We start from the raw sequence: 25,710 nt of genomic DNA on the forward strand, positions 1-25,710 counted from the left end.
CGGCTCGAGGACATCCTGGCGAGTGGACGGTTGGGGGGAACCTGACGATACGGCCTCTGGCACTGCAATACCCTTACGTTGAATATACGAATGCCGAGCGGGATGAGATCAAGACGCGACTGCATCCCCATACGTTAAGATGAATTCAGTAACGTGCAACAGCCGTCGCGACGCCACTGCTTGATGACGGTAACGTCCGTGCCTTCCCAGCGATGTGAATGACGACTGCGGCAAGGAATGCCCCTCCCAAGATACCGGCACGACTCAAGGAGCATGCGTCATGCAACGCTTTGAGATGATTCAAACCCTGCTGGGCCAGATGCTTGGCCAGATCGACGATATCATCTTGCTTGCGGATGATCAGCGACACATCACCTACATGAACGACAGCGCGGTAAAGGCATTCGGCTATCCGCGTGACGTGCTGATCGGCCAGCAGACACGCATACTGTATGCCTCCAACGATGAATTCGAGCGCCAGGGCACGCGACAATTCCGCACCGATGCCCTGCCCCCCAGGGAGGGGCGGGTCATTCGCTATCGACGTCAGGATGGCAGCTTCTTCTATGGCGAGACACTCGGCGGCCCCATCAAGGACCCGTCCAGCGACAACACCTTCATGTTCGGCCTGATTCGCGATGTCTCTCGTCGCGTGACAGCAGAGCACACCCTGCACCGACTCCACGCCATCACCTCTTCGCGCCAGCTGTCCTTCAATGATCGCATTGATGAACTCCTGAAACTGGGATGTGCCCACTTTGGCCTGCCCATCGGTATCTTCAGCCGCATCACGGATGGCGATTACGTCGTCCAGCGTGCCTGCCATCCGGAAGACCTGCTGGCACCGGGACTGAGTTTCTCTCTCAGCGATACCTACTGTGATCACGTCTACAAGGCCGATAGCGTACAAGCCTTCCACCATGTGGCAAGCAGCGAGATCAGAAACCATCCCTGCTACTCCAACTTCAATCTGGAAGCCTACATCGGCGCGCCGGTGATCGTGGATGGTGAACGCTACGGTACCTTCAACTTCTCGAGCCCCGATCCGGTGAAACCCTTCACTTCGCAGGATATCGAGCTGGTGCGTCTCATCGCACTGTGGGCCGGACATGAAGTCGCGCGAGCCAATGACATCAATGCTCTGAAGGAAGCCCATCAGGCGCTCGAGAAGGTCGCGATCACTGACCCGCTGACCGGCCTTTACAACCGACGTCATGCTCAGAAAGTGCTGGAGGAGAGCATCACCGCGCTGTCGACTTCCCAGGTCGACCAACCATTGTGCGTCGCATTGCTGGACTTCGATCACTTCAAGAAGATCAACGACAACTACGGCCATGACGCCGGTGACCTTGCCTTGCAGCAGCTGAGTGTCCTCGCCGAGGACATTCTGCTGCCCGGGGATACTCTCGCCCGCTGGGGAGGTGAGGAATTTCTGGCCATCCTGCCCAATTCACTGCTCAGCGACTCTGCCACACGCATCAATACGCTGCGTCAGCGCATGAAGGACAGTGTCGTGGAGCACGCTGGACAACGCCTGCCACTGTCATTGAGCATCGGACTTACCTGTCTTGCACCCAGCGAGCGTGCCACGCGCGAGCAGCTCATCGCTCGCGCGGACGAGGCCATGTACGCCGCCAAGGAAGATGGGCGGAACTGCCTCAGAATGGTGTGACAGAACGTCTTGCTGCCTGCCTTCACGCCATACGGGCCCGAGATCACACTCGGGCCTCTTGTTTCTCGCCAACCGCCCTCCCCCTGATGACCCGCTAGCGATCGAGCGGGGATTGGCTGACGCCTCGCACTCTGCCAGCGAACAGGCTAATGTCATGGGCTTCGACTCGATGCCAAGCCACCCGACGCCTTCATTGCCAGAGCGTTCATGTCATCACACGACTCCCATGCCTCCTCCCCTGATTCCCGCAGCGCCGTCGGCCTGGCGGAAGATGGCGTTCTGTCAGCGCAGCCCACCGGCATCGCGCCCCTGACGGCAGCGCTCGCCTCGCCGACTCAGCACGAGCGCCACCAACTGGGCATCTTCCTGCTGCCGGGCTTCGCGATGGTCGCGCTGTTCTCGATGATCGAACCGCTGCGCATCGCCAATCGCCTGCGCGGGACGCGCCTGTATCAGTGGACACTCGCCAGTCAGGATGGCGCACCGGTCAAGGCCTCCAACGGCATGGTTCTGCCGGTGGACACGGCACGTGACGAGCTCCCCTCGGTGGACAAGCTAGTCGTATGTACCAGCTTTGCCCCGGAAGCCTATCTGGAAGATCGTACTCTCCAATGGCTTGAGCAGCGCTCCCGCAGCGGCTGCCAGCTCGGGGGCGTGGACACCGGCTGCTTCGTGCTGGCACGTGCAGGCCTGCTGACGGGCAAGACGGTCACATTGCACTGGGAGAGCCTGCCGGAATTCACCCAACGCTTCGATGAGGTGGATGCCGTGGAGTCTCTCTATGAAATCAGTGATGACGGTTTCTTCTGCGCCGGAGGCAGCGCCCCGCTGGACATGAGTCTGGAGCTGATCCGCCGCCAGCATGGCCAGACGCTCTATCAGGCGGTGCGCGAACAGTTGATTCTCGATCAGGGACGACTGCCCGCCAGCCGGCAGCGCGGCCTCAGTCAACAATCGGCAGACCTGGCAGATCCGCTGCTCAGACGTGCCATCACGCGCATGGAAAACACCCTGGAGGCGCCACTCAGCATCGAGGCACTGGCCGAGGAGCTCGGGCTCTCATGGCGTCAGTTGGAGCGGCGCTTCCAGCAAGGGCTGGGATGCACGCCTCAGGCCTATCAGGGAGAACGTCGCCTGCTGCATGCGCGCACTCTGCTTCATGACACCCGCCACGGCATCACCGATATCGCCCTGGCCTGCGGATTCACATCGCACTCGAGCTTCACCCGCGCCTTTCGTCGCCGCTTCGGGATCACCCCGACTCAGGCACGACGCCAGCCACCGCGTCCCGTCTCATGAGCTGACACGCCACGCGCGCACCAGATGTCGAATTGGGCACAGATGGCGTCGAATTGGGCACAGAAGACACCTGCATGGACTGCCATTCTGTCGGGGAACTGATCACCGACAGAAGGAAGGACTCTCCATGGCGCTCCCGATGACACCCGACTACGACAGCTGGCCGATTGACGAGACTCTCGTGAAGGTCACCCACGAAGCGCGCTATCTCAGCGTGAGCTGGAGCGACGGGCGCGTCAGTCGTTTCCACAGTGTCTGGTTGCGCGAGAACGCCGCGGATGACACCACCATCAATCCAGCGACGCGCGAACGCATACTGGATCTCTCCCAGCTGCCAGCATGGCCGGAGATCGCCAAGGCCAGCATCGATGAGGATGGTGCGCTCAGCGTGCTGTTCACGCCGGAAGACCGCCGCCTGCGCTTCCACCCGGGCTTCCTGCGTGCCAATGATTACGACAACCAGAGTGTCTTGCCGCCAGAACTGCCGCCGCTTGCTCTCTGGCATGGTGAACAGCTGGAACAGCCCCCGACCATCGACGCCGCCCGCCTGGCCAGTGCCGAGCATGGCAGCCAGCAGGAGTCCGAGATCCTCAATCCGGCCCTGCACGAGCTGCTCGGCAAGGGACTGGTGCGTCTGCGTAATCTGCCGGCGGAGTCCGGCGCCCTGGAGAAGGTCGCCGAGCGCATCGGCTCGATCCGCACCACCAACTTCGGTCACCTCTTCAATGTCCGCGCGATCCAGAACCCGGACTCCAACGCCTACACCTCCATCGCGCTGCCACCGCATGTAGACTTGCCGACCCGGGAATACCAGCCGGGCCTGCAGTGTCTGCATTGCATCGAGAACAGCGTGGAAGGCGGCATGGCGGTGATGATGGATGGCTTCGCCATCGCCACGGCACTGAAGGAAGAACACCCAGAGGCCTATGAGACCCTCACCACGGTGCACTGGCGTTACGCCAATACCTCGCGCAATACCGATCACGTCTGGCATTCACCAATGATCGTGCTGGGCCAGGCGGGAGAGCTGCTGGAAGTGCGGATCGCCGACTTCCTGCGGGGCCCGATGATGGCACCGTTCGAGCAGACCGAAATCGCCTACGATGCCCTGATGACAATGCAGCGCATGCTGCGTGAGCCGCGCTTCGCCCTGCGCTTCACCTACGCGCCAGGTGACCTTGTCATCTTCGACAATCGCCGCCTGCTGCACGCCCGCGATGCCTTCGAAGGCGACAGCGGCAGCCGCTGGCTGCAGGGCTGCTACCTGGAGCGTGACGAGGTGCGCTCTCGCTACCGCATGCTCAAGCGTGCCGAGCGCGCGGAGCGGGTCGAGGCCTCTTCACCGGCCTGATTCAACCTCTGGCATGACGCAGAAGACTGAAGCCCCTCAAGCCCATGACGGCCAGAGGGGCTTTTCATTACTGGCATTTCTTTCCTGACGTTGCATCACCAGTTCATTCGTCAGCGGAGACTTTGCAGACAATGGCACCCTGGATGAGTCCACACATATCCCAAAGGCAATACTGTGCAGCGCCGCCTGCTCAAGGTAGCCTTGCACGCCTGTCAGGCAGGTCATGCATCATGTCGTCTGCCTGAGACCCTATCCATCTTTATTGGCTATCTGCACAGGATGCCTGCAATGCCCGCCAATCCCGCCGATATTCCCTACCTCGCAAGCCTGCTCGATGGCCTCGCGCAGTATTTCCCGCTCTCGCTGCCCATCGTCTTCGCGTTGATCCTGCTGGCTGCTGCCACCTCCGCGCTGTCTGCGGCTGTCGGGGTTGGCGGTGGAACGTTGCTGATCATGTTCATGGCGCAGTTGATGCCTGCTACCGCCTTGATTCCGGTGCATGGCATGGTGCAGCTGGGTTCCAACGGCGGGCGCATGGCGATGACCTGGCGCCATATCGACATGCGCCGGCTGCTGGCCTTTCTGCCGGGTGTGGCGCTGGGTGCGCTGGTCGCGGCCTGGGTGTTGATCCGCTTGCCTGAGGGGGTGCTGGAGCTTTCCATCGCGCTGTTCGTGCTGTTCACCTGCTGGGGGCCGCCGCTGCCCAAGCGGGCATTGAGCCGCACAGGCACCTTGATCGCCGGTGCCATCACGACGTTCCTTTCGAGTCTGATCGGGGCCAGCGGCCCACTGGTCGCGAGCTTCATCAAGCAAGGCGGCGGCGAGCGTCACACCAAGGTGGCGACCTTCGCGGCCTGCATGGTCGCGCAGCATCTGACCAAGGCGTTCATCTTCGGCATGGCAGGGTTTCTCTTCCATGAGTGGTTGCCCCTGATCGTGCTGATGATCGGTGCGGGCCTGATCGGTACCCGCCTCGGACTGCGTTTTCTGGATCGTGTCTCCAACCGGCACTTCGATGGCCTGTTCAAATGGGCGCTGTCATTGCTGGCACTCAGGCTTGCCTGGCTGGGTAGCGTCTCTCTGATCAGTCATTGATCCGCCACCAGGCGGAACTCGGGGTGCGACATTATTGCGGGGGACACCACAGTGCTGGCTGAGGTAACGTGCCCCTTCTGCAAGTGCATACCTCTGGCCAGAGGGTGTGAATCCCCATGGCTGGACCATGCACAAGTCAACGCGACCGAAGTCCAGAGGACATCAAGATGACGCATGCAAGACATTGGCTCACCACACTCGTCGCTGGCAGCCTGCTGTTCAGTGGCCAGGCATTCGCTCACGCCCATGTCAGCAGTGCCAATCCCGCGGACGGCGCCAGAATCGCCTCGCCGACTAGCATCAGCCTCACCTTCAGCGAAGGGCTGGAGTTGCCCTTCAGTGGCCTGGGTCTCAGCAGAGTCGATGGCAACCCCGTCTCCCTGGGGGATGCCACTCTCGACAATGGCGGCAAGACGTTGAACGCTCCGGTCAGCAAGACGCTCGAGGCAGGAAAATATGCCGTCAAATGGCATGTGCTTTCCACCGATGGTCACAAGACCGAAGGCCAGTATCAGTTCACCGTCACGCCGTGATCGGCCCCGATAACGCCCTTGCCGCGAGCCGCTTCGTCCTTGACGGAGCGGTCGTGTTCCTTTGGGGCGTCAGCGGATTCCTGCTGACATCGTCATCGCGCGAGCTGCGCCTCTGGCTTGAGGAGCGCTGGTCGGGGGCCTTGCGCCTGGCACTGGCATTGGCCGTGATCGCCACTGCCTGCCAACTGCCACTCCAGACTGCCATCATCGGGGCTGGCTGGGGAGATCTCTCCAATGTCTCCCTGGCATGGAGCGTCATGACCCAGACGACCTCGGGGCTTGCCTGGGCAGGCAAGGCAGGCATCCTGTCGATGGCACTGCTGGCGCTGATGGTGATTCCCGCACATCGCCTGGTGGTCCTGGCGCTTGCGAGCATGGCAATGTTGGCAAGCCTTGCGTTCTCCGGTCACGCCGCCATGCACGGTGGCTGGCTGGGAGGTATTCACCGCGCCAATCAATGGCTGCACCTACTCAGTGGTGGCTTCTGGATCGGAGCGTTGTTCCCGGTGGTGTCCACCCTGCGTGCATTGCATGCCGAAACTTTGTGCCAAGCCGCCAGAGCTGCCTTGATACGCTTCTCCCGCATGGGCCACCTCGCGGTCGCTCTGGTGGTCGTGACGGGGGCCCTCAATACCGGGCTGATTCTCGGGACACCCCCGCTGGACTGGTCACACCCTTATCAAGGACTGCTGGCCATCAAGATCGGGCTGGTGCTCAGCATGGTCAGTATCGCCCTCTTCAATCGCTATTGGCTTGTGCCGAAGCTTTCCGGCCAGGGCGGCACCACACGAGCCCTTGAGTGGATGACGCGACTGGAAGTGATGTTGGCGGCGCTGGTACTGGGGCTGGTCGTGACGCTTTCCGCCCTCGATCCCTACTGATGATCGCAGCTTGCGTCTCTGTCCTCTCTACAGCGCCGCCCTTGCTGTCAAGATCCCTAGGCCTTCTTGCCTGCATCATCACCATGACGTGTCTGCATTACTCACCATCAAAAACGCCCCGCTCAGCCAGCAGGCTGAGCGGGGCGTTGTTTGTCATGCGCAACTACAGATAAGAGGGATCAGAACGGATACTGGCGGGGCTCGACCTGCAGACTGACCCATTGATCGGTGGTGAATTCCTCCAGCACCCAGTCGCCATTGAAGCGCCCAAGGCCTGAATTCTTCTCGCCGCCGAAGGGCGCGCGTGGATCATCATTCACCGGCATGTCATTGACGTGCACCATGCCCGCCTCGACCTGACGCGCGAAGCGCTCGCCGCGTGCGATATCCGCGGTGAAGACGGAGGCTGAGAGACCATATTCGGTGCCATTGGCAAGTTCCAGCGCATGCGCTTCATCACGGGCTTTCTGGATGCCGACCACCGGGCCGAAGATCTCGTTCTGCGCCAGACTCATGTCATTGGTGACATCGGTGAACACATGCGGCGGCACCAGCTGACCCTGCGCCTCGCCCTCAAGCATCACCTTGGCGCCCTCGCCCTTGGCCGTCTCGATCATCTCGAGCAGACCATCACGCTGCTTGGCATTGATGATCGGCCCGATGACGGTATCGACCTGAGCGGGGTTGCCGACCTTCAGCTCACGGGCACGCGCCACGAAGCGATCGACGAAGGCGTCATGGACCGACGCATCGACGATGATGCGGTTGATGGCCATGCAGATCTGCCCTTGATGCAGGAACTTGCCGACCAGCGCGGCGTCCACCGCCTGCTCGATGTCCGCATCGTCAAGCACCACGAAGGGGCTGTTGCCGCCTAGCTCCAAGGCAACCTGCTTGAGATGATCACCACCGACGGCGCGCCTGCCGATGCCCTTGCCCACCTGGGTGGAACCAGTGAAGGAGATCAGCCTCGGTACCTCGTGATCCACGAAGGCATCGCCGATCTCGCTGCCGGCACCGACCACCACGCTCAGGACACCGGCAGGCAGCCCCGCCTCCTCGAATAGCCTGGCCAGCAGCAGGCCGCCGGTCAGCGGAGTGTCACTCGCCGGCTTGATGACGACGCTGTTGCCGAGTGCCAGTGCCGGCGCCAGGGAACGCTGGGTCAGATGCAGCGGGAAATTCCACGGGCTGATGATGCCGATGACACCCAGCGGCTTGCGGAAGACACGGCTCTCCTTGCCCGGTACCTGAGCCTCCATCGTCATCCCGGCCACGCGATTGGCCATCGCGGCGGATTCCAGCGTGATTGCACGGGCTGCCGCCAGTTCCGCCTGAGCCTTGAGGCGGGTACTGCCCGACTCACGAATCAACCAGCCGAGCAACTCCTCGCGTCGCTCGTCCATCAGCTCCACCACCTTGTGCATCACGCCAGCGCGCTCGCTTGCCGGTGTCAGAGCCCAGTCAGGCTGGACATCACGCGCCCTGCGATAGCTGGCATCGAGATCCTCGGCATTGGCCATGGGAATCGAGAGCAGCAAGCTCTGATCGAAGGGGTCCATCACCTCAAGCGTCCTGCCGGCTCGGCCGTTACGCCATTCTCCGGCGAGGGGTAGCTGCTCGAGATTCTGATAGTCGCGGGACATGAGTCACTCCGTGTCATGAGTATGATCAGAACATGGCGGTGCCGGAGCAAAACCCAACCGTTGCATCACAGCTGTGCCAGAATGGCACCTGCAACTGACCAGACCGTCCTTAACCGAGTGGAATGAGAGTCACTGGATGAGCCCCGAAGACCTGCAGAAACTGACGACCCGCCAGATGCCCTATGGCAAGTACGCCGGACGATTGATTGCCGACCTGCCCGGCGATTACCTGGGCTGGTTTGCGCGCAAGGGATTTCCGCAGGGCGAGATAGGTCGCTTGCTGGCGCTGATGCACGAGATAGATCACAACGGGTTGAATGCCCTGCTGGAGCCGCTGCGACGTCGCTGACATGCAGAAGATGAGGTTCACGACAGGCGGCCGCTGGCCTCCAGTTGATCGAACATGTCGTGCAGCGTCGTCTCGAGAGGCCGGTAGACCAGCCCCAGCTGCTCACGGCTGCGGGTATTGTCGAACACGAAGGCATGCCCCACGTTGCGTGAGACGACCTTGCGGGTCACCGCCCTGTTGGCCAGCGGACCCGCCAGCCACACCAGCCATCTGGGCAGCTGGCGAGTGGGAATCGCATATTGCGGGCCGGCGTGATGACTCAACAGGCGCCCCAGCGCGATGAAGCTTGAGGAGTGCCCGGCGACCAGATGACGCCCGGTGGCCGTGGGTAAAAATCCCGCCGCCAGATGCGCCTCGGCGACATCCCGCACATCCACCACGCCCATGCCGTAATCCGGTGCGCCTACCCTGAGCGTGCCGTCACAGAGCTGCGTCATCAGGCTGAAGGATTCGCCGTGCGTGTCATCGCTGATCGCGGGGCCGAGCACCAGCGAGGGATTGATCACCACCAGCCGCCAGCGCGACTGCTGCTCGGCAATCTGCCAGGCGGCCTGTTCCGCCAGCGTCTTGGAGTGGGAGTAGGCCTGGTGTGTCAGCGACGCCGTGGTGTTCCAGACACTCTCGTCGAAACAGCCACGCGGGGTGTCCAGCACGTCGGCATTGTCACTGTAGATGGCAGCACAACTGCTGGTCAGCACCACGCGTTCGACACTGCTCTGACGATTGGCTTCCTGGAGCACGTTACGCGTGCCCTCCACTGCTGGCCGCACCAGATCTCGCTGTGCATCCTCGACACTGACGACAAAAGGCGAGGCGGTGTGAAAGACCACACGACATCCCGCCATCGCCTCGGCGTAAGAGCCCTGCTCGAGCAGATCACTGGCGAAGACGCGCAGCTTGCCCGACATGCTGTCTTCCAGTGCCTTGAGTGCCGCCAGACGCTCGGTGTTACCTGGATCACGCACGGCGGCATGCACTGTCAGACCCTCCTGCAGCAAGCGACGGATCAGCTGTCCCGCCACATACCCCGTCGCTCCTGTCACCAGAACGGGTTGCGACCTGTCCAAATGAGCCAATGCGGCTAGCGTATTGTCATTGAGCGGCATGAGAGGCCTCAGGGAAGGGGAAAACAGCGGGAATCGCTCTCTGCCTGGGAGACCCCTCTCAGGCGGACAGCTTGACGAACCAGGTCCACAGGCCGCCGAGAATCAGCGACTCGGCAGCAAAGCGGAACAGATGACGCATGTCGATGCCATCCAGCATCAACCCCATCAGGCGTGCCGTCATGATGCCGGCGATACCCGCCACGGCGAGTGTCACCAGCACCGGCAGCACTCCCAGACCGATCGGCGGATACATCAGCAGGTACCCTACCGCGATGACCCAGCCCCAGCGAATCCGACGCGAGATCGCCGCACCCGTTTGTCTGGGCACGGTCAAGGGCGTGTCATCCGGGCCCTTGAAGCGATTGACCAGCTCCGGCACTGCCGCAAGCAGCACACCCGCCGCCAGCACGAAGCCCCCCAGAATCTGCAATACCATCATCATCGTGCCATCTTCCCTTGTCCGGTAATCAATGGCGCACATGCTACCAAGACTGTGCGGGCTTTGTCTGACCGGAATACGCGCCCTCACAAATCCTCGAGAATGGCCAAGGGCTATCTGCACCCATTCTTTCCTCCGGGCATCTTCCCATATGCGGCACGCTGATCTATCATCGCACCATCGTCATTTCGACAAGTCTCGACATATGGACAAGATGATATGAATGATACTGACAGCCTGCCCGACCCGCAGGCCACGCTGGACACCTTCGCGGCGCTATCCCAGGCCACGCGTCTGGACACGTTTCGCCTTCTGGTACGCCATGAACCAGAGGGACTACCGGCCGGCGAGATCGCCCGTCGTCTCGAGGTGCCGCACAACACGCTCTCGACCCATCTGGGCGTGTTGAGTCGCGCGGGGCTGATCCACTCCCAGCGCGAGGGCCGTTCGCTGATCTACCGCGCCAACCTCGAGCACATGCTCGCCACCGTGCAGTTTCTGGTACGCGACTGCTGCGCGGGCTCCTCGGTGGTCTGCGATCCGTTGCTTGCCTCTCTCACCCTGCCCAGCTGCGGTGACGCCCACACTCCCGGTACGTCGCAGGAGCCCGGAAACGATGACTGAATCCACTCGCTCTTCCCATACGATCACGATCTACCACAACCCGGCCTGCGGCACGTCACGCAATGTGCTGGCCATGCTCAAGGCTTCCGGTGAGACACCGGAAGTCATCGAGTATCTGGTCACACCCCCGACGCGCGAGACGCTGGAAGCATTGATCGACGCCATGGGCGGTGGACCGCGCCCGCTGCTGCGCCGCAAGGGTACGCCGTATGACGAGCTCAATCTGGATGACCCGTCCATGAGCGATGCCGAGCTGATCGACGCCATGATGGCCCACCCGATCCTGATCAATCGCCCCATCGTGGTGACGCCCGAAGCCACGCGCCTGTGCCGCCCGTCGGAGACGGTACTGGAGCTTCTGGACAATCCGGTCGCGCACTACACCAAGGAAGACGGCGACGTCGTCCACGCCCCAAGGACTTGACCCATGAACGCACACACTTCCAGAACCTCTCACCTGCCGACAGGCGACACCATGACAGACGCGATGAAAGCGGCATTGGCCGACCTGCCCAATATCGACGCCGAACACTGGCGCCCGCTGGAGATCGACCGTCTGGTCGGGCCGGATGCCCCGCGTCACGCGCCGCGCATTCTGGTGCTGTACGGCTCCCTGCGTGAGCGTTCCTTCTCGCGCTTCGCCGCCGAGGAAGCGGCGCGCCTACTGCGTGCCTTCGGTGCCGAGGTGCGCCTTTACTCGCCGGCCGGCCTGCCGCTGCCGGATGACTGCGATGCCGATCACCCCAAGGTACAGGAGCTGCGCGAGCTGGCTCAGTGGTCCGAGGGCATGCTCTGGGCCAGCCCTGAACGTCATGGCGCGATGACCTCGATCATGAAGGCGCAGATCGACTGGATTCCGCTGTCACTGGGCGGCGTACGTCCTACCCAGGGCAAGACGCTGGCCATCCTTCAGGTCAGCGGCGGCAGCCAGAGCTTCAACAGCGTCAACCAGATGCGCATTCTGGGCCGCTGGATGCGCATGCTGACCATCCCCAACCAGTCATCCGTGCCCAAGGCCTTCAATGAATTCGATGAAAACGGCCGCATGCGCATGTCACCGCTGTATCTGCGCATCGTCGATGTCTGTGAAGAGCTGATGAAGTTCACCTGGATGAACCGCGAGCGCAGTGACTATCTGACCGAGCGCTATTCCGAGCGTGTCGAGAGTGCCGAAGAGGTCTCGAAACGCGTCAATCAGAGCACGATCTGACGCTGTCCGTGTTCGCACACGTCGTGCTTCTCTTGCTCTTCCCCCTCGACAAGGAGACGTCATGCTTGCCTTGGCAATCTTCGTCATCACGCTGGCACTGGTGATCTGGCAGCCACGTGGGCTGGGCATCGGCACCAGTGCACTGGGCGGCGCCGTGATCGCACTGGTCTGCGGCGTGGTCACGCTGCCGGACGTACTGGTGGTGTGGGACATCGTCTGGGACGCCACCTTCACCTTCGTGGCGCTGATCATCATCTCGCTGATTCTCGATGAAGCGGGCTTCTTCAGCTGGGCGGCACTGCATGTCGCACGCTGGGGCGGCGGCAACGGACGCAGGCTGTTCCCGCTCATCGTGCTGCTAGGCGCGGTGATCGCGGCCTTCTTCGCCAATGATGGCGCGGCCCTTTTGCTGACACCGATCGTGATCGCGATTCTGGTACGCCTGGAATTCTCGGCGGCTGCCTCGCTGGCCTTCATCATCGCCACCGGGTTCGTGGCGGATTCCACCAGCCTGCCGCTGGTGATCTCGAATCTGGTCAACATCGTCAGTGCCAACTACTTCGATATCTCCTTCACGCATTACGCCGCGGTGATGGTACCGGTGGATCTGATCGCACTGGCCGCCACGCTGATCGTGCTGTGGCTGATGTTCCGCAAGGAACTACCGTCACACTATGCGCTGGAGAAACTCGAGGCACCGTCGAGCGCCATCAAGGACCCCCAGGTCTTCCGCGCGGCCTTCCCGCTGCTGGGGGTGCTGCTGGTGTCCTACTTCGTGACCGCGCCCTTGGGCATTCCGCTCGCCGTCGTCACCGGCAGCGCCGCGCTGATGCTGCTGGCCATCGCCGGGCGTTGGCTGGGCAGCGGTGATGCCGTGATCGAACTCGGCCCGGTGCTACGCGGCGCGCCGTGGCAGATCGTGCTGTTCTCGGTGGGCATGTATCTGGTGGTCTACGGGCTGGGCAATGCCGGCCTGACCGACCACGCCAGTGACATTCTCGCCTGGCTTGCCAGCCAAGGCAGTCTGGTCGCGACCCTCGGCACCGGTGTGCTGGCTGCCGTCACCGCCTCGGTGATGAACAACATGCCGGCCACGCTGATCGGCGCGCTGGCCATCGACCACCTCACTGCGCAGCAGGTCAGTGACGCGACACGCGAGCTGATGGTCTACGCCAACGTGATCGGCAATGATCTGGGCCCCAAGTTCACCCCGATCGGCAGTCTCGCCACACTGCTGTGGCTGCATGTGCTCGATCAGAAAGGCCATCACATCAGTTGGGGGCAGTACATCAAGGTCGGTCTGGTGCTGACCCCGCCGGTGCTGATCGCCACCCTGCTCGGCCTGTGGGCCTGGCTTGGTGTGCTCAACGGCTGATCAGATCTGCAGTCAGCCAAGAGACACCCTTGGCCTGAGAGCAACATTGGACTCAGGGATGAAACAGAACTGGCGCAGGTAGCAATCCCTGCGCCAGTTCTGTTTCATCCTCCCGAAGGTTTCATCTGCACCGAAAAATGTACTGAAGCGCCTGACGTGGCAATCTGACAGTGGACGTCGTCCTTGCTCAATTTCATTATCCGACAATGCCGCCATCGATCCTCAATGAGAGACCAGACCTGACAACCCCGGGAGTCCTGTCATGAGTGATGTACCTGCCGCCTATCAAGCCAGCAAGGGATCGATTCTGGACATCGATCGCGACTTCTACGACAGCCTCACCGAAGGCAAGGCCGAGCGCACACTGGTCGCGACCCATACCGTGCCGCTGCGCGATGGCCTGGCATGGGAAGTGCCGGCGGGCCACGTGCTGCGCATCAAGATCACCGAAGGTTCACAGGTCGGCGATTTCAACATGTGGAACCTGCACAATCCGCGTGAGCGCATGTGGGCGTCTCGCACTCGCCAGCTGCAGCGCGCGCATGTCAGCACCTATGATCGCCTGTGGTCGACACTGCCCTATTTACGTCCGATGGCGACCATCATCGATGACACCCTCGCCGACTATGGCGTCGATGCGGAAGGCGGTCGCGTGCATGACCTGCTGGGCACGCGCTGCGATCCCTACGTCAATCGCCTGCTGACCGGCGAGGACTTCGATCACCACTGCCACTCCAATCTGGTCCGCGCGGTGGCGCCCTGGGGCCTGACCGAATTCGATATCCACGATGTGCTCAACATCTTCCAGTGCACCGGCCTCAACAATGAAGACAAGTACTTCATGAAGGCCTGCCCGGCTCGCAAGGGCGATTACCTGGAGTTCTTTGCCGAGACGGACCTGCTGTGCGCGATGTCCTGCTGCCCGGGTGGCGATCTGTCTGTGGACCTGTGGGGCCCTGATGCGCGTGACCCGCTCGAGACCTGCAACCCGCTCGGTGTGGAGATCTACCGTCTGGAAGGTGATGTTCTCGCAGACTGGGAGTCGCCCAAGATCGCGGCCTATGCCGGCAATCATGGCCGCCGCAATCCAACTACTGACTGGGCCGCCATCAAGCGTGAGCGCTGCAGTTGATGACGCATTGCTCGCATGGCACTTAACTTCAAAGGCCCCTGTCGATGTTCATGACAGGGGCCTTTGAATGTCCCGGAGAGACATCACCACGCTCAATCACTTCGTGTCTGATCAAGCAACTGATGATGCACCGCGAGCAGTTCCTTCCAGAGGGGTGAGAGGCGACCGATCAACTGCGGGTCGAACTGACGCCCGGCCTGGGCAACGAACAAGGCGATCAATCTGTCCAGCGGCCATCCCGCCTTGTAGGCCCGAGGAGACGCCAATGCATCAAAGACATCCATGAGCCCGACCACTCGGCAATGCAAGGGCAGTGCCTTCGTCATGATCTGGCCAGGGTAGCCAGAGCCATCCCAGCATTCGTGATGCCCTACCGCAATCTCGATACTCAGCGTACGCAGCGGCTCCTCTAGCGTGTCGAGCAGCCTGGCATAGAGCGAGGCCGAAAGCCCTGCCACCCGCCAGGAATGCGCCAGGGTGTCAGCGTCATGTCGGTACAGCCGTTCCAACAGGTCAAGCGCCTCCGGCGCGAGCGTCGCTACACCGTAGGGCGGTTGATAAAGGTAATTCGGCAAGTGGCGCATTCAGACTGACAACGCACTGGCCAATGCAGCGATCAGGTTCATGAGCGACTCCCTGTCAGATTGATCCCACCTGGAAACTCCGTGACTTGCCGCCAGCACATCGCGCACGCAATGTGTGAATCCCCAGCGGTTTCCCACTGAAGGCCGACATTAACGGGAGCATCGTGCTCCTAATCAACTCAGTATGACTCACTTGGTAATTAAGCACACAATCAGGCATTGCGCTCATCAAACCAGGTGACCAGATGTTCGATCAGACGCATGGTACGTAGCGGACGATGGCGCTCACGATGGTAGATCAATGACAACGGCACATCCGCCGGCTGCCAATCCTGCAGGATTTCCTTGAGCTCTCCGCTTGCGATGGCGTCATCACAGTAGAGTCTGGGCACGCGAATGATGCCGTTGCCGGCCAGGGCACCACTGACCAGCACATGCCCGTTGCGACACTGCAACTGGGCACTGATATCCACCTGTGTCTCGCTTTTCGGGTCATGTCGGGCGCGAAAGCTCCAGCGCGCGACCGAGCCCACCAGGCAGCGGTGAGCCTGCAGGCCACCGGGAGTTTGCGGTGAGCCATGCCGCGAAAGATAGTCAGGACTCGCCACGACCACATAGGACAGAGTCGCCAGCGGACGGGCAATGAAATCGGCATCCTCGAGTGCACCCATGCGCAGGGCGATATCGAAGTCATCGCGAATCAGGTTCACGCGATGACTGCTGAAATCCAGTTCGATCTCGACCTCCGGCCAGGCCTGCATGAAGGCGTGAACGGCTGGCCCCAGCAGACGCTCGCCGATTGGGCCCCCGACACTGTTGAGCCGAATCCGACCGCGCATGGCGTTACGCTCTTCACGCACCAGCGTCACGATCTGCGCCATGTCGCCCAGCGCACTACGACATTGCGCGTGGAGAAGATGACCACTCTCGGTGAGCCGCAACGAGCGAGTGGAACGCTGCATCAAAGTCACGCCCAGCAGCTTCTCCAGCGCGGTGACCTGCTTGGACACCTGTGAACGCGATACGCCCAACGTCTCGGCGGCCCGGGTGAAACTGCCGTGATCCGCTGTCATGACAAAGGCACGGATATCGGCAAGGGGAAGCGAGTCGAGCATGTGAAGCTCTCCGGACAGTAGTGACATCGAATGAAGGAAGAGACCCTCGAGACGTCAGTCTATCAGCCAATCCGATTGAATCAGCGGCAGGACCCGATACGTCAGGCCCCGATGTCGAGTCGTCGCAACGCATCAGGGGCGCATTGGAGCGCCCCTGGTCCATGACAGTTGCCTGTCGTCCCCTCTTCATAAAGAGCAATCAGCTCATAAAGAGCAATCAGCGGTGTTACCAGCCCACGCTGGCCGACAGGGTAATTTCCATCGGATCGCCCACCAGTACGCGCGTGTCACCGCCACTGCCGTAGTAATAGGCGGTATCGAACAGATTCTTCGCATTGAGCTTGAATTCTGTGTCTGGCCCGAAGATGTCGTGACGCCAGCCGACGAAGGCATCCGCCACGGTGTAGGCATCCATCGAGAAGCTGTTGTCGTCGTCACCTTCACGCTCACCGACGTAGCGCACGCCACCGCCGACACGCCACTCGCCGTAGGACGGATCAATCGCCAGATCATGTGCCAGATAGAGGCTGGCCGCGTTGAGCGCCGCATTCGGCAGACGATTGCCCTCGGTGCCTTCGGTATCCTCCAGCACTTCGGTATCGGTGTAGGCATAGCTGAACAGCAAGGAAGTACGATCCGTCAGGGCGCCTTCGAGGCTGAACTCCAGGCCTTGCGAGCCGGCTTCACCGATGGTGCGCGTGGTGCCGTTGTCCGTCACCGCCACGTTTTCCTTGCGGATCTGGTAGAGCGCCACAGACGTCGCCAGACGCGGATTCCACTGACGCTTGTAGCCGATCTCATAGCCCTTGCCGAGCTCAGGGTCGAGGCTCTCGCCACTGTCGCTGTCGCTGCCGTTGGGCACAAAGGATTCGCTGTAGCTGAGGTACGCGGAGCTGGCATCGTCGATGCGATACAGCAGGTTCGCGGAGGGCAGGAACAGGTCATCGCTGTAATCGGGGTCAGACACGAAGTCCTCGCCCTGCCCGCTCTGCTGATCAAACCAGGTGTAGCGCCCGCCAAGGCCCAGAATCCACTTGTCACTCAGATACCAGCGGTCGCTGACATAGACCCCGATGGCCTGACTCTCGTCGAGACGATTGCTGCGCGAGGTGTTGATGTCGTCGGAGGTCACCTGGGCCAGCTGGCCGTGATTCACGTCGGTGACGGTGGAGACCGTGACGGAATCGCCGAAATAGCGCTCATCCAGATAGTCGCGGGTGGTCTCATAATCGGCACCGATGACCAGCTGGTGACGCTGCCCCGCTATCTCGACATCACCCATGGCGTCCAGCGCCGTGTAGTGCTCGCTGCGTTCATAGCCCTGGTTCTCTTCGGCGCGCACGGTCACATCACCGCTATCGCTGACATTCGTGACGTTGGCGCGCGCATCGCTGTACTGACGACGCGTCCAGCCATAGGTCAGCTTCATGTCCCAGTTGTCGGTGACTTCCTGCTTCCACCAGGCATTGACGGACTCGTCATGGCCATAGACGCGGTTCCAGGATTCATCGAAACGCGTGCCACGCGTGACGTTGGCGGCGCTGCCGTTGTAGAAGACGGTGCCACGATCGATATCCAGCTCGTAGTCCTGATACTCGTAGCTGATCTGGGCGCTGCTGTGCTCGCCCTCCCAACGCAAGGACGGGGCGATGGTGGTGCGGCGATCATTGCCGTACTCGCGCCAGGAGTCTTCATCCTCATGCGAGAGGATGAAGCGATAGGCCAGGCCGGTATCCTCGATGGGACCGGTGGTGTCCAGGGTGGTATTGCCACCGCCGAAGGAGCTGACTTCGCCACTGATCTCGGTGTGAGTCTCGTACTGCGGACGCTTGGTGACCATGTTGATCACGCCGCCGGGGTTCTGTTGCCCCTGGAAAAGCGATGACGGCCCCTTGAGGACCTCGACGCGGTCCACCGTCGCCGTGGTGTAGGTACGGCGCGGCTGACGGATGCCATCGATCAGCATCGAGCCATCGCTGTTGCTGCCGAAGCCTCGCTTGACGAAGCCATCCTCGGTGCCCCCCAGCGTATTGCCCAGCTGAATGCCAGCCACCGGCTGCAGCGCCTCTTCCAGGTCATCGAGATTGAAGTCGTGCATGACCTGCCGGGTCACCACATTGATGGTGCGGGCCTGCTCGAGAAACTCCACCGACTGCTTGTTGGCAAGGCTTGAGGCCTCTGCACGGTAACTGCCCGGCGCCACTTCCGATTCCCGCTGGCCGGTGACCACCATCACCGAGCTTGCGACTGCCGAGGCGTCCTGTGCCGACTCACCTGCCGCCAGTGTGGTACTCGGCAATGCCATGAGGCTGAAGACCAGACAGGAAAATGGCCCCTTGCTCTTGCTGACGGTGCTCTTGCTGACGGTATTCTTGTTGACGACGTGGTTGCGAGAATGACTTGGCACCTGGAACCCTTCTATGTGATGTGCCAGCGTCCTGCTGAATCAACATCTCGCCCTGTATTCGACAGAGCATGGCCATGACTGACGCCCCCTGCGCCAGCAAATTGAGCGCGAATGATAATCTTTACCATAAAGTGTCGCAACGTTATCTCGAGAATCCAGCCAGCAGGTGGCCGAAATCATCGCCATTAGTCGTGATGAAAGCAGTCGCTTGCGCTCTGGGGACAGGATGTCGTTCCTCATTGAGGACCGCTCGTGGGTCGCCGAGCCATCAAAGGGGGTGACGAGCGGGACAATGCTGCAGGACATTGACACAGGGAGAATGAACGCTCTACCCTGCAGAGGTAGAACAAACGCTCTCCCTGAAATCTTCGACGATGGTCCTTCCATGATTCAGCACGACATCGCCGCTCGCCTGGAAGCCCTCTTCAGCCAGCGTGGCTTCGCAGAACCCAGTGTGTCAGAGCTCAAGGCTGCCTCTGGCGTGAGCCTACGCACCCTCTACCGACATTTTCCTTCCAAGGAAAGCATGGTGATCGGGGCCTTGCAGCATCGCCATGAGCGCTACCTCGCCTTTCTTGAGGACGAGGTGCCCAGCGATGGCGCCGCTGCGCTCAGTCATCTTTACCAACGACTGGGACATTGGATGAAGCACGAAGCCCCCAATGGCTGCATGTCGATCAATGCGTTGGCGGCCTTCCCTGACAACCGTGACGTCAGTGATGCCGTCACCCGTCACAAGCGGGAAACCCTCCATTGGCTTGGCACGCGCAGTCGCCGCGAAGATCTCGCCAACGAATTGTTCCTGATTCATGAAGGGGCATCCTCGGCCTGGCTGGTACTGGGCGACACAGCGATCGAAGCGGCACTTTCCACCACCCTCACCCTCCTGGGAAAACCTCGCAAATGAGCGCTGAATCCACACGCCATGACAGCATGCACGGTATCTATCTGACCGGCCACGGCGGCCCGGAGGTGCTGGAAGTGCGCGACGATATCCCCCGTCCGGTTCCCGGCCCCCGCGACGTACTGGTGCGCGTCGGGGCTGCTGGCGTCAACAACACCGACATCAACACACGCCTGGCGTGGTACTCCAAGGGCGATGGCGAGGCCGAGGATGCCAGCTGGTCCGGTCAACCGATCCATTTCCCGCGCATCCAGGGCGCCGATATCTGCGGCGAGATCGTCGCGGTCGGGTCAGACGTCAGTCCAGCGCGTATCGGTGAGCGTGTGCTGATAGAGCCCTGTCTGCAGGAGCACGATGGCAAGCCATTGGCTTCGGCCTGGTATATCGGTGCTGAGTGCGATGGCGGCTTCGCCGAATACACCAAGGTGGCAGCACGCCATGCACACCCCATCAAGAGCGCACTGAGCGATGTGGAACTGGCCTCATTCCCATGTTCCTACTCCACCGCCGAGAACCTGCTGACACGCACGCAGCTTGCCAAGGGGGAACGCGTGTTGATCACCGGCGCCTCAGGGGGCGTCGGCTCTGCAGCCGTTCAGCTCGCCAAGGCACGTGGTGCTCATGTGATCGCCATCACCAGCGCTGCCAAGGCAGAGTCGCTGCGCAAGCTGGGGGCCGATGACATCGTATTGCGTGATCAGGTCGTGGCGGACGTGCTCGACGGTCATGGGGTCGACGTGGTGATGGATCTGGTAGGCGGCCCGCAATGGCCGCAGCTGCTGGATGTCCTGAAGCACAAGGGCCGTTACGCCGTGGCAGGTGCCATCGGTGGCGAGATCGTGGAGCTCGACCTGCGCACGCTCTATCTCAAGGACTTGAGCTTCTTCGGCTGCACCGTGCTGGAACCGGAAGTCTTCCCCAATCTCGTGCGCCATATCGAGCAAGGCAACATCAAGCCACTGGTCGCCGAGACCTTCGCACTGGCCGACATCGCCACTGCCCAGGCCGTCTTCCAGCAGAAAGGTCATGTGGGCAAGGTCGTGCTCAAGGTTTGCCAGGACTGAGTCAGTTTCCTCAGGGACTGATGGCCAGAATGCAAAAGGGCTACCCGATGGGTAGCCCTTTTCATTGCCAGACAGCGGCAACTTCACAAGACATTAGACATTGTGTCTTGAGGGTCAGTCGGCGCGCTTGTCTTCGGTATTGGTGTCGAAGTCACTCGCCGAGTGGCGTTCGATCAGCTGCTCATGCGGCTCCCCCCAGAAACGATTGACCATGCGACCACGCTTGACCGCAGGACGCTCGGCAATCGACTTGGCCCAGCGCTGCACATGGGGGTAGTCCTGCACGGAAAGGAACTCGGCAGCGTCGTAGAGCTTGCCCTCGGCAAGCGCGCCGTACCAGGCATAGATGGCGATGTCCGCGATGCTGTATTCATCACCCGCGATGTAGGCATTGTCAGCCAACTGACGATCCAGCACGTCCAATTGACGCTTGGTCTCCATCGCGAAACGGTTGATCGGATACTCCATCTTCTCCGGGGCGTAGGCATAGAAGTGGCCAAAGCCTCCACCCAGATACGGCGCAGAGCCCATCTGCCAGAACAGCCAGTTCATGACCTCTACCCGCTTGGCCGGCTCCTTGGGGATGAGCGCGCCGAACTTGTCCGCAAGATGCAGCAGGATGGAACCGGACTCGAAGACACGCACAGGCGTGTCGCCACTTCTATCCATCAGCGCGGGAATCTTCGAATTGGGATTGATCGCGACGAAGTCACTGCCGAACTGATCGCCATCACCGATGCGGATCGGCCAGGCATCATATTCCGCACCGGAATGTCCGAGCGCCAGCAGCTCCTCGAACATGATGGTGGCCTTCACACCGTTCGGTGTCGCCATGGAGTAGAGCTGGAAGGGATGCTCCCCGACCGGCAGCTCCTGGTCATGCGTCGGTCCGGCAATAGGCCGATTGGTGCTGGCAAACTTGCCGCCACTTTCACTTTCCCATGTCCAGACCTTGGGTGGCTGATAGCTGTCGCTCATACCCTTGACTCCTTGGCATCCTGTTGAAGCTTCAAGACTTCGATGGCGTCAGAAACGTCGCTGTTGTGGCGCTCTGACTCGGTAGCCCAGTTATGACGGTCAGACGCTTGTGACACAAGGGGATGAAACGACGAAAGTTTGTTGCTAACATGCCACCAGTTTTTGGGGAGTAGCCCGCTCTCGTTACCCAACGAGAGTCTCGGTTGTCAACATGGTCGGCAGGCATTGCCGTGGCACCGAGGACCCACCTATCCAGATCATGCCCATGATCGGTCAGGACAAGGTTCGGCGAGACCAATGACAGTCAGACGCTTCCGGCCGGTGGTGTCTCGCTGTTATTGACTCGTAACCGGCCTGGAACTTCCTGACACATGCCTTTGCTATCGACATTCCTGCTCGCCTTTTCCATGTCCTGCGACGCCTTCGCTGCTGCCTTATGCAAGGGTGCGGCCATTCGACGGCCGTCCCTGAAAGATGCCCTGCGCATCGGCCTCATCTTTGGCGTCATCGAAGCCATCACCCCCATGATCGGGTGGCTGATCGGTCGCTCATTGGCCGTCTACGTCGAACAGTGGGACCACTGGATCGCCTTCGCTCTGCTGTTGCTGCTCGGTCTCCACATGATTCATGAGGGGCTCTCCAAGGACGAGGAAGATGAGGATTGCAGCACGCCGCAATCGTTGCCCCGCCTGATGCTGACTGGCCTTTCCACCAGCATCGATGCCATGGCCGTCGGTGCCGGGCTTGCCTTTGCTGGCGTGAATATCATCACCACTGCGCTGGCGATCGGCACCGCCACCTTCGTGATGGCCACCACCGGTGTGATGCTCGGGGGCGTATTGGGCAAGATGGTCGGCAAGCGCGCGGAAATCATCGGTGGCCTGGTGTTGATCGGCATCGGCACGACCATCCTGCTGGAACACACCGGCTATCTTGGCTAAGGCTTTCCCCAGCAGGCCAGAGCCCCCAGCAAGGGGGCTCTGGCCCGACCAGTCCCTGCCCCTGGCGATGGATGCATCTCCGCGTTCCGCCAAGGGTCCCTTGAAAACCCTGACAATGGCGTCATTCAAGAGGGACATGTGGCGTATCGCACATCTTGATATCCAACAGGGGAGCCAGATTGCATGTATACACGCAAGCTTCATCCAGGTAGTGAATTTCCGGCCATCCAGGTCCCGCGCAACGATGGCGAAACCCTGACGCTCGGCAAGCCCCAGGGCGAGCATGATTGGCAACTGGTGGTCATCTATCGCGGCAAGCATTGCCCGATCTGCACCAAGTTCCTCAACAAGCTGACGGAATATCGTGAGCGCTTCAGCGCACAAGGCGTGGATCTCGTCGCCGTCTCTGCCGACAGCCAGCAGCAGCTGAACGAGCACCTCGAATCTCTGGATCTCAATTTCCCGATTGCCGGTGGCCTGACGGTAGAGCAGATGGAAACGCTGGGGCTGTTCATCTCCACGCCACGAAGCGAGAAGGAAACCGATCACGATTTCCCGGAGCCGGCCTTCTTCATCGTCAATGGCGAAGGCAAGGTCCAGATCGAAGAAGTCGCCAATGCGCCCTTCGTACGTCCTGACCTGGACACGCTCATCGGGGGTATCGAGTTCATCCGCAAGCCGGACAACCACTATCCGATTCGCGGCACCCGCGATTACGGCTGAACCTTTCAGGGTTCAGGTCGCGCAGGAAAGCCGCCCCGCAGCCTTGGTGCTGCGGGGCGGCTTTGTATCAGGGCCTTCAAACCTGCCCTGTATCGTTGATCACTCTTTCCTCTTTCTTTCGGCTTCCTTTCGGCTTCCTTTCACCACTCCCTCCTTCCCCCTCCCTTCTTTGATCATCCCGCTCTTACCTCAATCTGTCCTTGCCTCACTTCGCCTGACAAGCCAGAAACGCACCTCGAATAGAAAGCACGAAAAAATCTTGATCCCGTGACATCCAGACGGGAAAGGCCAGCGTTATGAGCAGTGCAAGGGAGACAACGACACACCTGCAACCGCTAGCTGAACCTTATCTGTCTACGGAGTCGTCAAGATGAAAACAATCGCCTGTATCTCTGGTATTTTCGCTGCCCTCGCATTGAGCCCGATGGCTCAAGCCATGGAAGTTCCCGAAAGCGTCACGGTGCCGAAAGGCAATGACGTCGCCATGGAAACTGTTGGCGTCGGCAAGATCAAATGGGCCTGTGAAGCAAAGGATGATGGCACCATGGGCTGGGTCTTCAAGGGGCCGGATGCTGCGCTGAATGATGCTGATGGCAAGCAGGTCGGCAAATACTATGGTCCGCCCGCCACCTGGGAATCCATGGATGGCTCCAAGATCACCGGCACACAGCTGGCGGTAGAGCCCAACGGCAAAGGCAATATTCCGCTGCAGCTGGTCGAGGCCAATCCGGCCGAAGGTGAAGGGCATATGCAGGGCGTCACCTATGTGCAGCGCCTCAATACCCAGGGCGGTGCCGCTCCTGACATGGCCTGTGATGATGCCCACAAGGACAAGGTCGAAATCGTGATGTACCAGGCCGATTATCTGTTCTACAAGGCCATGTAATCTTGAGCCAGAGATAAAGAAGATTCACCACTCGATGTCGTGTGACAGAGCGCATTGACACAGGGAAGGTGAGATCATGAAAAGCCCCGACATGCAGAAGCATGTCGGGGCTTTTTCGTCATCAATCCCGACAGGAGATGGATGATTCCGGCTGGATTTTTTGATCAGTCCCGTCTGGCGACAACGGCGCCATGGCGAAGACAGACAGTCTGGCATTCAAGTGCAAAAGCCGTGAGTCTGATTCTCCCGGGCAGTGAGAAAGCTTCTGAGCCGGCGAGCTGCCGTCAGACCAGCGCCAGCATCGTATAGGGCGCTTCACAGGAATGGCGCTCGTCGCGTTCATCCACACTGCCCAGCTCGTGGTTGCGATCATTGTCATAGACCACGAAGAGCCGTTCGCGATCCAGTACCGCAAGCCCTTCTGCCTTGTGCTCGAACTCCAACACATGGCCATCCTCATGCGTCACCAGCGTCGGAGGTTTCCCGGCGTGGAAGTCCGCCAGCGACAGCACCCACAGATATCCCCCGATCACCTCCTCACTGCCCTGCTCGGTCTCGAAGCTGGTCACCAGATAGAGGCGTGCGTGATAGGGGTCATATTCCAGGCTAGAAAGACCACACTCGTGATCCACGCCGTCATACTCGGCCGGGTCGAAGGCATAGACGTCGTGAAGCTCCTCAATGAACTCGATGTTGTCGCTGTCGGTCATGGCATAGCGCGCCCCGATGACCCGACGCACATACGCGAAATCATCATGCGAATTGCCTTGTTCCCGCACCCCGAACAGGATCAACCCATCGCCCCTGTCACTCGGGACGACCGCCAGCCCTTCGATCTTGTAGTACGGCTGGCCAATGGCCGTTTCCAGCTTCTGACGAAACTCCAGTGAGCCCTCGACCCCATCACGTGGGTCCGGGTCGACCACCTGTACCTTGTCGGGTTCGCCCAGCGGCCAGATCAACAGGTGGTTGTAGGCATTGAGGGCATGGCTCTCGCTGTCGATGCGATCAAACCCGGTAGTCGCCAACATGTGACGCCCATCGGTGGTCAGCGCGAAGTCTTCATACTTGACCGCCTGACGAATCAGCGGGGTGGTCAGATACTCAAGTTGGCTATCATCCGGCCCGCTGGAATCCAACGGCAATGAAAAGACGGCTGAACGCCCCTCGCCCGGAATCGGTTTGTCACTCGCCATCAACAACCGCTCACCGTCATAGGCCACGGCGGAAATCTCGGCATTCACCAGCTTGCCATCCTCATCCTTCAAGCCTGCCGGAAAACAATGGATCGTGCCCTGTTGCGTGATACGTACCTTCGCCATCCGTTGCTCCTCGAAACGAAACATCATGACAATGGGACAGGCCAGGCTGGATTGAGTTCGGGGCGAATACTGCA

Annotated in this window: 25 protein-coding genes; 17 read left to right on the top strand and 8 right to left on the bottom strand. The window is 60.8% G+C overall.

The features are described from left to right. Positions 1–280: 280 nt before the first annotated feature. The 6 genes from QD172_RS08655 to copD all read left to right on the top strand — a co-directional run bounded on the left by QD172_RS08655 (position 281) and on the right by copD (position 6,831). Positions 281–1,672: a diguanylate cyclase gene (locus tag QD172_RS08655; protein WP_279855494.1), complete on the top strand. Its 1,392-nt coding sequence runs from the start codon at positions 281–283 to the stop codon at positions 1,670–1,672. A 207-nt stretch (positions 1,673–1,879) separates the two neighbouring features. Next, a complete protein-coding gene (locus QD172_RS08660) occupies positions 1,880–2,971 on the top strand; it encodes a GlxA family transcriptional regulator (protein WP_240499531.1) in 1,092 nt (363 codons plus the stop codon). Positions 2,972–3,098: 127 nt separating this feature from the next. Next, entirely contained in the window at positions 3,099–4,322 is a 1,224-nt protein-coding gene (locus tag QD172_RS08665; protein WP_279855495.1) for a TauD/TfdA family dioxygenase, read from the top strand. 288 nt (positions 4,323–4,610) lie between these two features. Further along, positions 4,611–5,417 carry a sulfite exporter TauE/SafE family protein gene (locus QD172_RS08670; protein ID WP_279855496.1) on the top strand — a complete coding sequence of 269 codons (807 nt, stop codon included), beginning with the start codon at positions 4,611–4,613 and terminating at the stop codon, positions 5,415–5,417. 167 nt (positions 5,418–5,584) lie between these two features. Further along, entirely contained in the window at positions 5,585–5,950 is a 366-nt protein-coding gene (gene copC / locus QD172_RS08675; RefSeq protein ID WP_136937901.1) for a copper homeostasis periplasmic binding protein CopC, read from the top strand. After that, complete coding sequence (copD, locus tag QD172_RS08680; RefSeq protein ID WP_141392086.1) at positions 5,884–6,831, top strand: copper homeostasis membrane protein CopD; 948 nt, start codon at positions 5,884–5,886, stop codon at positions 6,829–6,831. The genes copC and copD overlap by 67 nt, the downstream gene beginning before the upstream one ends. 179 nt (positions 6,832–7,010) lie before the next feature. Here copD and QD172_RS08685 read toward each other — a convergent pair whose 3' ends face one another. Then, complete coding sequence (locus QD172_RS08685) at positions 7,011–8,477, bottom strand: aldehyde dehydrogenase family protein (protein WP_279855498.1); 1,467 nt, start codon at positions 8,475–8,477, stop codon at positions 7,011–7,013. Between the two features lie 136 nt (positions 8,478–8,613). Between QD172_RS08685 and QD172_RS08690 the strand changes: the two genes are divergently transcribed. Continuing rightward, positions 8,614–8,826 carry a DUF3820 family protein gene (locus QD172_RS08690; RefSeq protein ID WP_052384432.1) on the top strand — a complete coding sequence of 71 codons (213 nt, stop codon included), beginning with the start codon at positions 8,614–8,616 and terminating at the stop codon, positions 8,824–8,826. A gap of 17 nt (positions 8,827–8,843) precedes the next feature. On the opposite strand, the gene QD172_RS08695 is transcribed toward QD172_RS08690, so the two are convergent. Together QD172_RS08695 and QD172_RS08700 are read right to left on the bottom strand one after the other, a co-directional pair. Next, the gene (locus QD172_RS08695; RefSeq protein ID WP_279855499.1) at positions 8,844–9,932 is read right to left on the bottom strand and encodes an NAD-dependent epimerase/dehydratase family protein; all 1,089 of its coding nucleotides are present in this window, start codon (positions 9,930–9,932) and stop codon (positions 8,844–8,846) included. Between the two features lie 58 nt (positions 9,933–9,990). Beyond that, entirely contained in the window at positions 9,991–10,374 is a 384-nt protein-coding gene (locus tag QD172_RS08700; protein WP_077376856.1) for a hypothetical protein, read from the bottom strand. A gap of 216 nt (positions 10,375–10,590) precedes the next feature. On the opposite strand from QD172_RS08700, the gene QD172_RS08705 reads away from it, so the two are divergent. The 5 genes from QD172_RS08705 (at position 10,591) to QD172_RS08725 (ending at position 14,712) form a co-directional block, all read left to right on the top strand. Next, positions 10,591–10,995 (top strand): helix-turn-helix transcriptional regulator, encoded by a 405-nt coding sequence (locus QD172_RS08705; protein WP_176503692.1) that lies wholly within the window; start codon positions 10,591–10,593, stop codon positions 10,993–10,995. After that, a complete protein-coding gene (gene arsC, locus QD172_RS08710; protein ID WP_279855500.1) occupies positions 10,988–11,419 on the top strand; it encodes an arsenate reductase (glutaredoxin) in 432 nt (143 codons plus the stop codon). Before QD172_RS08705 ends, arsC begins: the two co-directional genes overlap by 8 nt. 51 nt (positions 11,420–11,470) lie before the next feature. Further along, positions 11,471–12,205, top strand: a complete 735-nt coding sequence (gene arsH / locus QD172_RS08715) for an arsenical resistance protein ArsH (RefSeq protein ID WP_279855695.1) — start codon at positions 11,471–11,473, stop codon at positions 12,203–12,205. 61 nt (positions 12,206–12,266) lie between these two features. After that, positions 12,267–13,580 (top strand): arsenic transporter, encoded by a 1,314-nt coding sequence (locus QD172_RS08720; protein WP_279855501.1) that lies wholly within the window; start codon positions 12,267–12,269, stop codon positions 13,578–13,580. 262 nt (positions 13,581–13,842) lie between these two features. Continuing rightward, entirely contained in the window at positions 13,843–14,712 is an 870-nt protein-coding gene (locus tag QD172_RS08725; RefSeq protein WP_271303039.1) for a DUF1989 domain-containing protein, read from the top strand. A 92-nt stretch (positions 14,713–14,804) separates the two neighbouring features. Here QD172_RS08725 and QD172_RS08730 read toward each other — a convergent pair whose 3' ends face one another. From QD172_RS08730 to QD172_RS08740, 3 genes are all read right to left on the bottom strand, one after another. Beyond that, the gene (locus QD172_RS08730; RefSeq protein ID WP_279855502.1) at positions 14,805–15,287 is read right to left on the bottom strand and encodes an HD domain-containing phosphohydrolase; all 483 of its coding nucleotides are present in this window, start codon (positions 15,285–15,287) and stop codon (positions 14,805–14,807) included. A gap of 221 nt (positions 15,288–15,508) precedes the next feature. Beyond that, positions 15,509–16,411 carry a LysR family transcriptional regulator gene (locus QD172_RS08735; RefSeq protein WP_077376882.1) on the bottom strand — a complete coding sequence of 301 codons (903 nt, stop codon included), beginning with the start codon at positions 16,409–16,411 and terminating at the stop codon, positions 15,509–15,511. A gap of 226 nt (positions 16,412–16,637) precedes the next feature. Then, positions 16,638–18,818 carry a TonB-dependent siderophore receptor gene (locus QD172_RS08740; protein ID WP_279855503.1) on the bottom strand — a complete coding sequence of 727 codons (2,181 nt, stop codon included), beginning with the start codon at positions 18,816–18,818 and terminating at the stop codon, positions 16,638–16,640. Positions 18,819–19,203: 385 nt separating this feature from the next. Here QD172_RS08740 and QD172_RS08745 point away from each other — a divergent pair, with 385 nt between their 5' ends. Together QD172_RS08745 and QD172_RS08750 are read left to right on the top strand one after the other, a co-directional pair. Then, positions 19,204–19,725, top strand: a complete 522-nt coding sequence (locus QD172_RS08745) for a TetR/AcrR family transcriptional regulator (RefSeq protein WP_279855504.1) — start codon at positions 19,204–19,206, stop codon at positions 19,723–19,725. Then, complete coding sequence (locus QD172_RS08750; protein WP_279855505.1) at positions 19,722–20,786, top strand: alcohol dehydrogenase family protein; 1,065 nt, start codon at positions 19,722–19,724, stop codon at positions 20,784–20,786. The genes QD172_RS08745 and QD172_RS08750 overlap by 4 nt, the downstream gene beginning before the upstream one ends. Before the next feature lie 114 nt (positions 20,787–20,900). Here QD172_RS08750 and yghU read toward each other — a convergent pair whose 3' ends face one another. Further along, on the bottom strand, positions 20,901–21,764 hold the full coding sequence (yghU, locus tag QD172_RS08755; protein WP_077376888.1) for a glutathione-dependent disulfide-bond oxidoreductase: 864 nt from the start codon (positions 21,762–21,764) through the stop codon (positions 20,901–20,903). 407 nt (positions 21,765–22,171) lie between these two features. On the opposite strand from yghU, the gene QD172_RS08760 reads away from it, so the two are divergent. From QD172_RS08760 to QD172_RS08770, 3 genes are all read left to right on the top strand, one after another. Next, on the top strand, positions 22,172–22,705 hold the full coding sequence (locus QD172_RS08760) for a manganese efflux pump MntP family protein (protein ID WP_347882032.1): 534 nt from the start codon (positions 22,172–22,174) through the stop codon (positions 22,703–22,705). Positions 22,706–22,888: 183 nt separating this feature from the next. Then, complete coding sequence (locus QD172_RS08765; protein ID WP_279855506.1) at positions 22,889–23,428, top strand: redoxin domain-containing protein; 540 nt, start codon at positions 22,889–22,891, stop codon at positions 23,426–23,428. Between the two features lie 436 nt (positions 23,429–23,864). Next, entirely contained in the window at positions 23,865–24,314 is a 450-nt protein-coding gene (locus tag QD172_RS08770; protein WP_240499534.1) for a DUF3455 domain-containing protein, read from the top strand. Positions 24,315–24,598: 284 nt separating this feature from the next. On the opposite strand, the gene QD172_RS08775 is transcribed toward QD172_RS08770, so the two are convergent. Continuing rightward, positions 24,599–25,636 carry a hypothetical protein gene (locus QD172_RS08775; RefSeq protein ID WP_279855508.1) on the bottom strand — a complete coding sequence of 346 codons (1,038 nt, stop codon included), beginning with the start codon at positions 25,634–25,636 and terminating at the stop codon, positions 24,599–24,601. Positions 25,637–25,710: the final 74 nt, after the last annotated feature.

The sequence above is a fragment of the Cobetia sp. 10Alg 146 genome (genome assembly GCF_029846385.1).
GTDB classification, from domain to species: Bacteria; Pseudomonadota; Gammaproteobacteria; order Pseudomonadales; family Halomonadaceae; genus Cobetia; species Cobetia marina.